Annotated in this window: 6 protein-coding genes; 1 reads left to right on the top strand and 5 read right to left on the bottom strand. The window is 71.6% G+C overall.

The genetic code is table 11. The features are described from left to right. Positions 1–7: 7 nt before the first annotated feature. Entirely contained in the window at positions 8–1,546 is a 1,539-nt protein-coding gene (locus D7W81_RS10860; RefSeq protein WP_120555277.1) for an adenylate/guanylate cyclase domain-containing protein, read from the top strand. A 3-nt stretch (positions 1,547–1,549) separates the two neighbouring features. Here the strand turns inward: D7W81_RS10860 and D7W81_RS10855 are convergent, their stop codons facing one another. The 5 genes from D7W81_RS10855 to D7W81_RS10835 all read right to left on the bottom strand — a co-directional run. Continuing rightward, positions 1,550–2,230 (bottom strand): Crp/Fnr family transcriptional regulator, encoded by a 681-nt coding sequence (locus D7W81_RS10855; RefSeq protein ID WP_120555276.1) that lies wholly within the window; start codon positions 2,228–2,230, stop codon positions 1,550–1,552. Positions 2,231–2,646: 416 nt separating this feature from the next. Then, positions 2,647–5,082 carry a penicillin acylase family protein gene (locus D7W81_RS10850; RefSeq protein WP_120555275.1) on the bottom strand — a complete coding sequence of 812 codons (2,436 nt, stop codon included), beginning with the start codon at positions 5,080–5,082 and terminating at the stop codon, positions 2,647–2,649. Beyond that, complete coding sequence (locus D7W81_RS10845) at positions 5,079–6,485, bottom strand: MFS transporter (protein ID WP_120555274.1); 1,407 nt, start codon at positions 6,483–6,485, stop codon at positions 5,079–5,081. Before D7W81_RS10845 ends, D7W81_RS10850 begins: the two co-directional genes overlap by 4 nt. Positions 6,486–6,576: 91 nt before the next feature. Continuing rightward, entirely contained in the window at positions 6,577–11,289 is a 4,713-nt protein-coding gene (locus D7W81_RS10840; protein WP_158621546.1) for a type I polyketide synthase, read from the bottom strand. Next, the coding region (locus D7W81_RS10835) for an amino acid adenylation domain-containing protein (RefSeq protein ID WP_120555299.1) at positions 11,282–12,750 on the bottom strand (1,469 nt) is incomplete at its 5' end. The genes D7W81_RS10835 and D7W81_RS10840, both read right to left, overlap by 8 nt.

Here is a 12,750-nt window from a genome sequence, read left to right as displayed (position 1 = left end):
TGAGCCCATGCGCCTCGTCCTCAACCCAGGCCAGGTGGATGAACGGGTGGTGATGCTGCCGGAGGGCACCACCACCATCGGCCGCACGGAGGAGAACGGCATCCGCGTGCCGCACCCCAGCCTGTCGCGGCGCCACGCGCGGCTGGAGCGCGCGGGCGGGCGCGTGGTGCTGGTGGACCTGGACAGCAAGAACGGCAGCTTCGTGGGGCCACACCGCGTCTCCCGCCAGGAGCTGGGCCACGGCCAGTCCTTCCGGTGCGGCGAGGTGTGGTTCCGGCTGGTGTCCCCGGACACGCCGCTGCCGGACGGCTGGGGCCCGCTGCGCACGCAGCCCCTGGAGACGCGCTTCTCCGCCGGGCCCATGGAGTCGCTGCTCGACACGCGCTCGCCGGACCGCACCCGCGACAAGCTCCAGGTGCTCCTCAAGGTGGGGCAGATCCTGTCGTCCCCGGGGCCGGTGGACGGGCTGTTGGAGCGCGTGGTCCAGCTGGTGTTTCAAATCTGGGCGGTGGACCGGGCGGCGGTGCTGCTGGTGGACCGGGACAGCGGGGCGCTGGTGCCGCGCGTGGCCCGGGGCGCGCGGGGTGGGGCGCTGCCGGAGCGCTTCTACAGCCAGCACATCGTGGACTACGTGCACTCGCGCGGCGTGGCGGCCCTCTTCACCGACGCGAAGGACGACGCGCGGCTCGTCGGCGCGGACTCCGTCTTCCGCCAGTCCATCCGCGCCTCCCTCTGCGTGCCCCTGCGCACGCGCGACGCGGTGCTGGGCGTGCTGTACCTGGACAGCCTCAAGCAGGGCGGCCTCTTCACCGACGAGGACCTGGAGTTCCTCACCGCCTTCGCCAACCAGGCCGCCGTCGCGCTGGACCACGCGCACCTGGCGCGGCGGCTGGAGGAGGAGGCGGTGCTACGCAACGCCTACCAGCGCTTCTTCCCGCCGGACGTCGTGCGCCAGCTGAAGGCGCTGCGGGGCGTGCCGCTGGAGGTGCGCGAGGCGAACGTCACCATCCTCTTCTCCGACATCACCGGCTTCACCGCCATGTCCTCGCGCCTCAAGCCCCGGCAGGTGGTGGACATGCTCAACGCGTACTTCCCGGTGATGGCGGACATCGTCTTCCGCCACGAGGGCACGCTGGAGAAGTACATCGGTGACGCGCTGATGGCCGTGTGGGGCGCCCCCTTCGCCCGGCCGGACGACGCGGACCGGGCCGTGCGCGCGGCCGTGGAGATGCAACACGCCCTGGCGGCCCTCAACGCCCGCTGGCGGGAGGAGGGCACGCCGGAGATTCAGGTCCACATCGGGCTCAACTCCGGCCCGGTGGCCGCGGGCAACATCGGCTCGGAGCGCTACCTCCAGTACGCCACCGTGGGGGACGCCACCAACGTCGCGGCCCGCGTGTGCGGCGTCGCGCGCCCGGGCGAGGTGCTCATCACCGACACCACGCGCGCCCTCCTGGATGCGGACGCCTTCGTGCTGGAGCCCCTGGACCCGGTGAGGGTAAAGGGCCGTGAGGAGCCCCTGTCCCTCTTCCGCGTGGCCGGCTGACGGCTACTCCGCGTCCTGGCCCAACCGCTCCGGCTGGAGGAGGACGATCTGTCCGCCCTCGAAGCTGAGCATCCCCTCGCGCACGTAGTAGCGCAGCCACTTGTTCACGCTCTCGCGCGTGACGCCGCACAGGTTGGCCAGCTCGGACTGCGTGAGCTTGGGGGTGATGACCAGCCCTTCGGGGGACGGCTTGCCCTGCGTCTTCGCCAGCTCCAGCAGCACCCGCACCAGCCGGCTTCGCGCGTCCAGGAAGGCCGAGTCGTACACGAGCTGCGTCGTGCGCCGCACCAGCCGGCTGATATTCGCCAGCAGCGCCAGGCTCACCTGCGGCCGCGTCTCCAGGTAGCGCCGGAAGTCGTCGCGCTGGAGCGTGAGGAGGTGTGCCTCTTCGCGAGCCATCGCGTCGGTGGAGCGCACCTCGCCGTCCAGCAGTGACAGCTCCCCAAAGGCGTCCCCCCGGTCCAACAGCGCCAGGGTGATTTCGCGCCCCTCGCTGGAGGAGAGCCGGATGGCCACCTGGCCCCGCCGGATGATGAAGAGGGCGGTGCCGACATCCCCCCGGTGGAAGATGACCTCCCCCTTCGCGAAGCGCCGGGGCTGGAGGAGCGACGACATGTTCTCCAGGTCCTCCCGGCCGAGGCTTTCGAACATGGGGATTTCGGCCAGCAGCTGCGCGTAGGACATGGGGGGAGCGCCATTCTGCCTGGAATCCCTGGATACAGGTAGGGAAGCCTCCCATCCAGGCCGGGCGGACAAGTCCGGCGGGTGTGAACGCCTTCACACACAGCCTGTGGGCCGCTTCACAGATCGAAACAGGGGGCCCCGGTACTGTTCCTTCATCGCAGCACGGGAAGCAGGGGGGCCCGCGCAGCGCGACACGGTGAGTCGGGGAGTCGGGGGACTTCTTAGCTCACCGCGGCATGCGCGGGAAATGAGGGGGACCGCGGGGCTGGCACATAGATGGGGGAAGCGCCGGGTTTCTGAGGGGGAACCTGACGCGTTTACGAGTGCCGGCTCCCGCTGGAGCCTGAAAAGCAATGGACCCGGGCCTGGAGGCCCGTCGCTCCGGGGGGAGTGACGGCCTTCAAGTCCGGGTTGTTTTATTTGGCCAGGGCCACCGCGGGCGTGAGCGTCAGCGTCGCCTCGCGGTGCTGCTCCACGGCCTGGCGCGTGTGGAGCATGGGGTGGAACTCCACCTTGCGGTTGAGCTCCATCAGGTCGTCGCGGTGCTTGTGGAACAGGTGTTCCGTCTGCCCCGGCGAGTGGATGGACACGGAGCGGGACAAATCCCCCATGTCGACAATCATCCGCAGCGCGGTGCCGTGGACGACCTTGAAGGGGTTGGCCCAGAGGAACGACGCGCCATCCACGGAGTAGTTGTCCCCGCGGGCCGGCACCGGCCGGCTGTTGAAGACGCGCCGGATGGGGCCGGGGATGGCAGGCCCGCCCAGCGTCTGGTGCGCGTAGGTGAGCTGGTGCACCTGGCCCCAGGCCCAGGCCTCCGGCTTCGGGCCGTACGTCTTCGCCAGCCACGCGGTGGCCACGCCCAGGGCGGCGCGGAGGATGTCGTCGCGCGTCTCCTTCTCCGGCGTCTTCGGGTCGTCCCACCAGGCGCTGTCCGGTTGGGACACCAGGCCGATGACGAAGGGCATGTGCAGGCTGCCGTGCCGTTCGTACTGGCCCAGCAGGTATTCCTTCACCAGCGACGGCTCCAGCTTGTGCTGGAGCAGCTTGCGCAGCACCTCGATGTACCAGGCCTGGAACACCGTGGCGCCCACGGCCTCCGGTTCGAAGCGCAGGTCCCACGCCTTCAGCGCGTCCACCGCCTGGCGCTGCAGGTCATCCGCCGGGAGCGCCGCCGCCAGGAAGTAGGGGCGCAGCGCCTCCGCGGGCAGCGAGTACGTCTCCGCCTGGATGTTCCGCATGGACTCCACGGTGTGCTGCGTGCCCGCCTCCAGCAGGTCCGTGATGCGCTTCGCGCGGTAGCCCGGGAACCAGTTGTGCGCGATGAGGTACGGGTAGTCGTCCGACGTGATCTTGTTGTTCGCCGTGGCCGCGTAGCCCGCGGGCGGGTTGAAGGACGCGGGCAGCTCCTCGAAGGGGATGAAGCCCGTCCACTCCGCGCCGCCCGTCCAGCCCGGCATGGGGATGAGGCCCTGGTGGCCCTGGCGGATGGGAATCTTCCCCGTGCTCTGGAAGCCGATGTTGCCGGCCGTGTCCGCGTACACGAAGTTCTGGCCCGGCCCCTCCCAGCGCTTCATCGCGGCGCGGAAGGACTCCCAGTCCGCCGCCAGGTTGAGCTTCAGCACGGCGTTGATGAGCGGCTGGCATTCCCGGTGCGCCCACTTGAGGGACAGCGGCTCGCCATCCTTCATCTCATCCGCCATCACCGTGTTCATCAGCGGGCCGTGGCGGGTGCTCTTCACCTCCAGCACCACGGGAGCGCCGCCCTTGACGGGGATCTCCTCGCGGCGGACCTCCAGGTCGTGCCACGTGTCCTGGTAGAGGTACTGCTTGGGCGCCTTCGGGTCGTCCAGCTTCTCGATGTAGAAGTCCTGGGTGTCCGGCCCCAGGTTGGACATGCCCCAGGCCACCTTCCCGTTGTGGCCCACGATCAGCATGGGCACGCCGGGCAGGGAGAAGCCCACGTGCTGGAAGCGGCCGCCGTGCAGGCCGTTCTCGTACCAGGTGGACGGCATGCTCAGCGGGATGTGCACGTCGTTGGCGAGCAGCGGCTGGCCGCTCTTCGTGCGCTGGCCGTGCACCACCCAGTTGTTGCTGCCGGAGACGATGGTCGGGTCGCCCATCACGTCGTCCACGCTGTCCAGGCCGGACATCGTCTTCACGGACTTGAGGCCCGGCAGGCGCGCCTCCTTCGGGACGATGAGCGGCGTCTCCGGCGCGTTCTGCGGCAGCAGCGCGTTGGCCACGTCCTCGCCCACCGCCGCCACCAGCCGCGCGCGGAAGAGCTCGATGCGGTGGTTGCCGCCCAGCATCATCGCCAGCAGGTTGCCGCGCGCGAGGCAGTCCACGGGCGTCCAGGGCGTGGGCTCCGCGTTCATCACGGTGAACTCGTAGGGCAGCGGCTCCGCGGCCATGCGCGCGTTGATGCCCGCGCTGTAGGCCTCCAGGATGGCCCGCGCCTCCGGGTCCACCTGCGCCCAGGACTGCTCGGCCATGTGGCGCAGGCCCATGGTGCGCAGGAATTGATCCGCGGACACGCCCATGGGGCCCAGCAGGCTCGCGAGCCGGCCATCCACCAGCCGGCGGCCCATCTCCAGCTGCCACAGCCGGTCCTGCCCGTGCACGTAGCCCTGGGCGAAGAAGAGGTCGTGCTCGTCGCTGGCGAAGATGTGCGGCACGCCCCACGTGTCGCGCAGCACCTCCACCTTGCCGTGCAGGCCGGGCAGCGTGAGGAGTCCTTCCGCGCGCGGCCAGCGGCGGCGGGCAATCCACGGGCCCACGCCGGGGGCGGCCACGGCCATGGCGGACGGCAGCATGCGCAGCATGCGCAGGACCTGGGTGAAGGCACTCATGACGCGGAGGCTCCGGCGGTGGGGGCGGTCGGCGGGGCGGATGCGGTGGCGTCCGGCGAGGGGGACACGTCAGGCAGCGCGTCCGGCAGCTCGCGGTCCAGGTTTCGCAGGCGCGGGTTGAACCACGCGAACGCGACGTTCGTGAGCGTCATCAGCCCCAGGACGATGAAGATGACGGCGATGCCGCGGCCCGGGCCCACGCCCAGCAGGCGGCCCATGGAGCCGGCGAGCGCGCCACCCTGGACCATGGCCGGCTCGAAGATGTCGTCCGCGAGCGGTCCCGCCAGGAGTGCCGCCAGCGGCGACATGCACAGGACGATCATCCGCTTCACGGCCGCGGCGCGGCCCTGGAGGTCCGCCGGAATCTTGCGCTGCCAGATGGACTGGCTGCCCGCCACCATGGGCGGCATGGTGAACAGGTAGAGCGCGGCGGCGGTGGCGACGAGCGGCACGCTGGGGGACGGCGCGGCCATGAAGAGCACCAGGCCCGACAGCAGCTGGAACCCCAGGATGCCGTGCAGCTGGTTCTTGGGTCCGCCCCACACGCCCATGCCCACGGCGCCCAGGAGCGCGCCCACGCCCGCCACCGACGCGATGACGCCCAGCGTGGAGATGTCCGTGAAGGCGAGCACCAGCGGGGTGATGAGCAGCATCACCAGGTCCATGCACAGCACGGCCACGACGGTGAAGCCCAGGAGGCCCATGAGGCCCGGGCGCGTGCTGAGGAAGGTCCAGCCCTGCTTCATCTCCGCGAGGATCGACCCCTTGCCCTGCTGTCCCTCCGCGGAGACGGCGGGACGCGGGAAGCGGACCATCAGCAGGGTGATGACGGCGATGGTGAAGCTGCAGACGTCCACCGACAGCACGCCCACCAGGCCCACGCTGTCGATGAGCGCTCCCGCGATGATGGGGGAGAGGATCTGGCTGGAGCCGCTGGCCACCTCCGCCATGGCGTTGGCGCGGCCCAGGTGCTGCTTGGGCACGAGCAGCGTCACCGTGGCGAAGAAGGCCGGCCAGCGGAAGGCGCCAAAGCACGCGCCCAGCGACACGGGCAGGTAGAAGTGCCAGGGCTTGAGTTCGAACAGGCCCCTGCTGCTCGCCAGCACCATGGCGAAGATGATCAGCGTGCTGAAGCCGTTGCCCAGGTCCGCCAGCAGCATGGCGCGCCGGCGGTCCCACCGGTCAATGAGCGTTCCGGCCAGCGGGGACAGCACCACCATGGGCGCGATCGCGAAGAAGGACAGCAGCGCGAACTGCGTGGTGGAGCGCGTGTCCAGGAAGACCTTCGCGCCCACGCCGAAGGCAGTGAGGCCGGAGCCGAGGATCGAGATGAGCTGGCCGAACCAGGTGATCCAGAAGACCCGCATGGGCTGGGTGATGGTCAGGCGTTGCGCGAGGCTCATTCCACGTCTCTTTCTCCTGGGGGGCAGGAGGGTCAAGGGCCCGCGCACCGTACTACGGGAGTGCGCGCGGGCCCGGCGTTGCTAGGGGATTTCAGCCCTGCTCCAGCTCCGCGAGCATGGCTTCCAGGGCTTCCGGGTCGAGCTGGCTGGCGCTCGCCTCCACGATGGCCACCGTCATCACCTCCACGGTGGGGGACTCGAAGAGGGCGCGCATGGACAACTCGACCTGGAAGGCCTCCCGGATGCGCGACAGGAGCTGCACGCCCAGGAGTGAGTGGCCGCCCAGTTCGAAGAAGTTGTCGGTGATGCCCACCGACTCCACGCCCAGCAGGTCCTGCCAGAGCGCGGCGACCTTCTCCTCGGTCTCGTCGCGCGGAGCGACGAAGGCGTTGGCGAGCGGAGGCCGCGGGTGCTTGCCGCTGGCGCCGCCGCCCGCGCGGGACGCGGAGGTGCCATCGCGCGCCACCTGACGCCGCGCCTCCAGCGACCCGCGCGACGCGAGGAAGCGTCCACCGGTGGGCTGGGTGAGCAGCGAGCGCAGGAGCCGGAAGCCCTCGGCGGGGGAGATGACGGCGTCGGGCTTGAAGCCTTCGCCCACGCCCCACACGTCCCAGTCCACGGTGTACCAGCGGGTGCCGCCCAGCCGGGCCTGTCGAGCCGCCAGCGCGTCCATGCCGGCGTGCGCCGCCGCCACCGCGCTGACCGCCATGCCGCCCAGCACCACGGTGAGGGAGGACTGCACCACGACGAAGTCCGGACGCCGCGACGCCAGGGCATCCGCCAGCTGCGTGAGGCCTCCGAAGCGGCCGGCCAGCAGCGGGGTGGTGGACTCCGGCGTGGACTCGTCCACGGAGATGCGGGTGGCCATGCCGCCGTCGCCCGCCGCGTAGAAGACGCCGTCGATGCGGCCGAACCGCGCCTCCGCCACCTGGAACGCCTTGTCGAGCTGACCCGGTACGCCCGCGTCCGCGCGCATCGCCAGCACCTGTGCGCCTGACTTCTCCAACGCGCGCATGCGCTCGATGGCCTTGGACATCGCGTCCTGGGCGTCATGGCCCGCGCGCCACGCGTCCCATTCCCCGGGGGCGGGGAGCGTGCGGCGCGACAGGAGCACGAGCTTCGGCTTCACCGCCTGCGTGAGCTGCTCCGCGAGCGCGAGCCCCACGCGGCCCAGACCACCGACGATGACGTAGACGCCGCCGTCCTTGAGGCCGCCGTGCGCGGTGCCCGTCGTGGACGCGATGCCGTGGGATGCGCCCGTTCCCGTGGCGCCGGACGCCGTCGCTCCGGGGCCGCCCAGGGTGGTGGTGCCGAGCACCGGCGCGGAGCCACTGGCCGCGGCGCTGGTGGCCACGGCCTGCCCGGGAGCGCCGTGCGGCGCCTCGGTTCCAGCGCCCGCCGCGACCGGGAGGTCGAGGGGCTCGAACGCCTCGACGTGGCGGTACGGGCCACGCAGCGCGACCACCGCGTCCTTGCCGGTGGTCAGCTCCGTCACCAGCCGCTCCAGCCACGGGCCGGACGCGGACTCATCCGGCGCGGGCCAGGTGACGTCGACGGCGCGCACGGTGAGGCCGGGGTACTCCTGCGGCAGCACGCGGCTCGCGCCCACGGCGGCCGCCTGCCAGGGCAGGAGCGGCTCCTCGCCCGTGACGTCCTGGGCGCCCGTGGTCACCACGTCCAGCGTCACCGGCGTCTTCGCCGCGCCCGGACCCACTGCCCTCGCCAGCGAGAGCAGCCCGTGGAACGACGTCGCGAGCCCTGACTCCAGGTCGCGCGGCTCCTTCACCAGCGGCCACAGGTACGCGATGTGCTCGGGCGTCCACTCCTCACCGCGCAGCCGCTCCAGGTGTTCGCTCACCGCGTCCGGGGACGAGGGATCCACGGCGAAGCGCTTCGTCACCGGATCCGACGCGCCGTTGCCCGCGACGAGCGACACCACGTCCGCGCCCGCCAGGCGCAGGCGCTCGGCCACGCGCGAGGCCACCGGCGTGTCCGCCTCCAGCACCAGCCAGCGCTGACCGGCCAGCGACGGAACCTGCGGCGAGGCACGCGTGCGCGGCCACGAGGGAACGGTCAGCTCCACACCCTGCGTCGTCGCGGCCCGAGCGGCGACGGCGGCGCGGGGCAGCGCGGGCGGCGGACCCTTGAGCAGGTCGTAGCGCTCGCGCTGGAAGGGGTAGGCGGGCAGGGGGATGCGGCGGCGCGCTTCACCCTTGTAGACGCGGCCGGCGGTGGACTTCGCGCCCGCGAGCCACAGCTTCGCGAACGCGTCCGTGGCGTGCGTGAGCGCGTCCTGCTGGGCGTCGCGCGGCGCGGGCAGCGTCGTGAGGATGGCCGGGAAGGTGCCCTCCTGGGCGTTGCGGCGCACCAGCGTGGCCAGCGCGTTGCCGGGACCGACCTCCAGGAAGACGTGCTCGGGGTCGTTGAGCAGCAGCGTCGCCGAGTCCTGGAAGCGCACGGCGTCGCGCAGGTGGCGGGCCCAGTACGCCGGGCTCACCGCGTCCTCGGCCGTCACCCACGTGCCGGTGACGTTGGACAGGTAGAGGTCCTTCGGCTCCTTGCGCGCGACCTTCGCCACCGCCTGGCGGAACTCCTCCACGATGGGGTCCATCATCGAGGAGTGGAACGCGTGCGACGTGTGCAGCCGCGACACCTCCACCTTCTGGGCCTCCAGCTTCGCCTGGAGCGCGTCCACTGCGTCGGTGGGGCCCGCGACGACGGTGAAGCCCGGCGCGTTGACGGCCGCGACGGAGGTGCGCGCGTCCATCAGCGGCGCCAGCGCCTCCGGCGTCAGCCGCACGGACAGCATGGAGCCCGCGGGCAGGGACTGCATCAGCCGGCCGCGCGTGGCCACCAGCGCCAGCGCGTCGTCCAGGGTGAACACGCCTGACAGGCACGCGGCCACGTACTCACCGATGCTGTGGCCCACCATCGCCTGCGGCGTCACGCCCCAGGACGCCCACAGCTTCGCGAGCGCGTACTCGATGACGAACAGCGCGGGCTGCGTGAGGGACGTCTGCTTGAGCTGCTCGGTGGCCTTCTCGCGCCCGTCCGCGGGCGGATAGAGCACGGTGCGCAGGTCCAGGCCCAGGTGCGGCTTCAGCTTCTCCGCGCAGGTGTCCACCTCCGTGCGGAAGACGGGCTCCTGTTCGTAGAGGCCCCGGCCCATGTCCACGTACTGCGAACCCTGGCCGGAGAAGAGGAACACCACCGGCCGGCGCGTGTTGAGGCCGGATCCGCCCAGCAGCCGCCGCGCGTCCCGCAGCGCCGCCTTCGCGTCCGGGACGTCCTTCACCACCACCGCGCGACGGTGCTCGTGCGCGTGGCGGCCCACCTGGAGCGTGTAGGCCACGTCCGCCAGGGACACGTTCGGATTCGCGTCCAGGTGCGCGGCCAGCCGCTCCGTCGCCGCGTCCAGCGCCGCGGGCGTGCGGCCGGACAGGGGCAGCACGTGCCACGCGCGGCGCGACGGCGCGGGGGCGGAAGCCTTCGGCGCCTCCTCCAGGATGACGTGCGTGTTGGTGCCGCCGATGCCGAAGGCGCTCACGCCCGCGCGGCGCGGCCCGTTCGCGGAAGTCCAAGGCCGGGGCTGCGAGGGCACGAAGAAGGGACCCGCGTCGAAGTCGATGACGGGGTTGGGCTGCTGGAAGTGGGGGCTCGCGGGAATCTCGCCGTGCTCCATGGCGAGCACCGTCTTCACCACACCCGCGATGCCGGCCGCCGCGTCCAGGTGGCCAATGGCCGCCTTGAGCGAGCCCAGCGCCACGCGCTTCTGGCCCGTCTCCTTGCCGCCGAAGGCCTGGTTGAGCGCGGCCACCTCTATCGGGTCACCCAGCGGGGTGCCCGTCGCGTGGGCCTCCACGTACTGGATGTCGTCCGGCGTGACGCCGGAGATGGCGAGCGCCTCCGCGATGACCGCGGCCTGGCCCTCCACGCTGGGCGCGGTGAAGCCCACCTTGCCCGCGCCGTCGTTGTTCACCGCCGTGCCCAGGAGCACGCCGTGGATGGTGTCGCCGTCCTTCAGCGCATCCGACAGCCGCTTGAGCACCACCACCGCCGCGCCCGCGCCGCGCACGGTGCCGTTGGCCTTCGAGTCGAACGCGCGGCAGTAGCCGTCCGGCGAGAAGATCATTCCCTCTTGATAGAGGTAGCCCGCCGTCTGCGGGAAGGACACGGACGAGCCGCCCGTGAGCGCCATGTCGCTCTCGCCGGACAAGAGGCTCTGGCACGCCAGGTGGAGCGCCACCAGCGAGCTGGAGCACGCCGTCTGCACCGTCGCCGCGGGGCCGCGCAGGCCCAGGCGGTGGGACACGCGCGTCGCCACGTAGTCCTTGTCGTTGGCCAGCATCACGCCGAACGAACCCGCCGCGTCCATCAGGTCCGGCTGCCGCATCAGCGCGCGCAGGAGGTACGAGCTCAGGCTCACGCTCGCGTAGACGGCCACCGAGCCCTTGAAGCGCGCCGGGTCATAGCCGGCGTTGTCCAACGACTCCCACGCGCACTCCATGAAGATGCGCTGCTGGGGGTCCATCAGCTCGGCCTCGCGCGGGCTGTAGCCGAAGAGGCCCGCGTCGAACTCCGTGGCGCCCTCCAGCACGTAGCTGGAGCGCACCCACTGCGGATGCGCGCGCAGGGCCTGCGGAACGCCCGCGTCGTCCAGCTCCGCGTCCGTGGGCACGCGGCGCGCGTCGCCACCGCGCCGGAGCATCTCCCAGAAGCCCTCCAGGTTCTGCGCACCCGGGAAGCGGCCCGCCAGGCCGACAATCGCGATGCGCTCCTCGCCACCACCCACTGCGTCACTCATCCGCGTCTCCATCCGTTTCCACCCGACCGCGCGAGGCCACCGCGCGGCGGTTGACCGTGCGTCGCGCCTCGGCACGGGAGCGGCCTGCCTGCGCCGCGTCCTCCGAGGGCGTGTCCTCCCGGCGCGACAGCCGCGCCGCCAGTGCCCGCACGGTGGGGTACTGGAAGAGGTCCGTGAGCGCCAGCGTCACGCCGAGTTCCGCTGTGAGCCGGCGGTGCAGCTGGAGAGCAAGCAGCGAATTGCCGCCCAGCTCGAAGAAGGGGTCGTCCAGGCCCACCCGCTCCACGTGGAGCAGGTCCTTCCACGCCTGGGCGATCTGCTGCTCGATGGCCGTCCCCGGCGCCACGAAGGTACGTGCCGGATCCGCCCCGCCTGCTTCCGGTGCGGGCAGCGCCTTGCGGTCCGCCTTGCCGTTGGGGCTGAGCGGCATGCGCTCCAGCACCACGATGTTGGACGGGACCATGTACTCGGGCAGCCGCTCCAGCAGGAAGGTGCGCAGCGCCGCGCCCTCCGGCTTCGCGTCCTTGCCGGTGACGTAGGCCACCAGCCGCTTCTGGCCCGGCCGGTCCTCGCGCGCGAGCACCACCGCCTGGCGCACCGTGGGGTGCTTCTCCAGCGACGACTCGATCTCGCCCAGCTCGATGCGCAGGCCGCGGATCTTCACCTGGAAGTCCGCGCGGCCCAGGTACTCGATTTCACCGTCCGGCAGCCACCGCGCCACGTCGCCCGTGCGGTACATGCGCGCGCCCGGCACCGTCGCGTACGGGTCGGGGATGAAGCGCTCGGCCGTGAGTGAAGGCCGCGCCAGGTAGCCGCGGCCCACCTGCACGCCGCCGATGTACAGCTCGCCCGCCGCGCCCTGGGGCACCGGCTGCAGCTCCGCGTCCAGGATGCGAATCTGGGTGTTGTCCACCGGCCGGCCAATGGGCACGGAGCGGCGGCCGTCGTTGGCGCGGCAGGCGTGGAACGTCACGTCCACCGCGGCCTCGGTGGGGCCGTAGAGGTTGTGCAGCCCCGCGCCGGGCAGCGTGCGCAGGCACAGCTCCTTCAGCTCCAGGGGCAGCGCTTCACCGCTGCACACCACGCGCTGGAGCGACGTGCACTCCGCCACGCCCGGCTCGTCCAGGAAGGCCTGGAGCATGGAGGGCACGAAGTGCAGCGTGGTGACGGACGCGGAGGCAATCAGCGCCTTGAGGTAGCCCGGGTCCTGGTGTCCGCCAGGCTTCGCGACCACCAGCTTCGCGCCGGTCATCAGCGGCCAGAAGAACTCCCAGACGGACACGTCGAAGCTGAACGGCGTCTTCTGGAGCACCACGTCGTGCGGCGTGAGTCCGTAGGCGGACTGCATCCACAAGAGGCGGTTCACCACCGGGCCGTGCGCGTTCATCGCGCCCTTGGGGCGGCCCGTGCTGCCGGACGTGAAGATGATGTACGCCAGCGAGTCCGGCGTCGCGGTGGGGG

It is taken from the genome of Corallococcus aberystwythensis (assembly GCF_003612165.1).
GTDB classification, from domain to species: domain Bacteria; phylum Myxococcota; class Myxococcia; order Myxococcales; family Myxococcaceae; genus Corallococcus; species Corallococcus aberystwythensis.
Note: the sequence above shows the minus strand (reverse complement) of the source record. Positions and strands in the feature narration are given on the sequence as shown.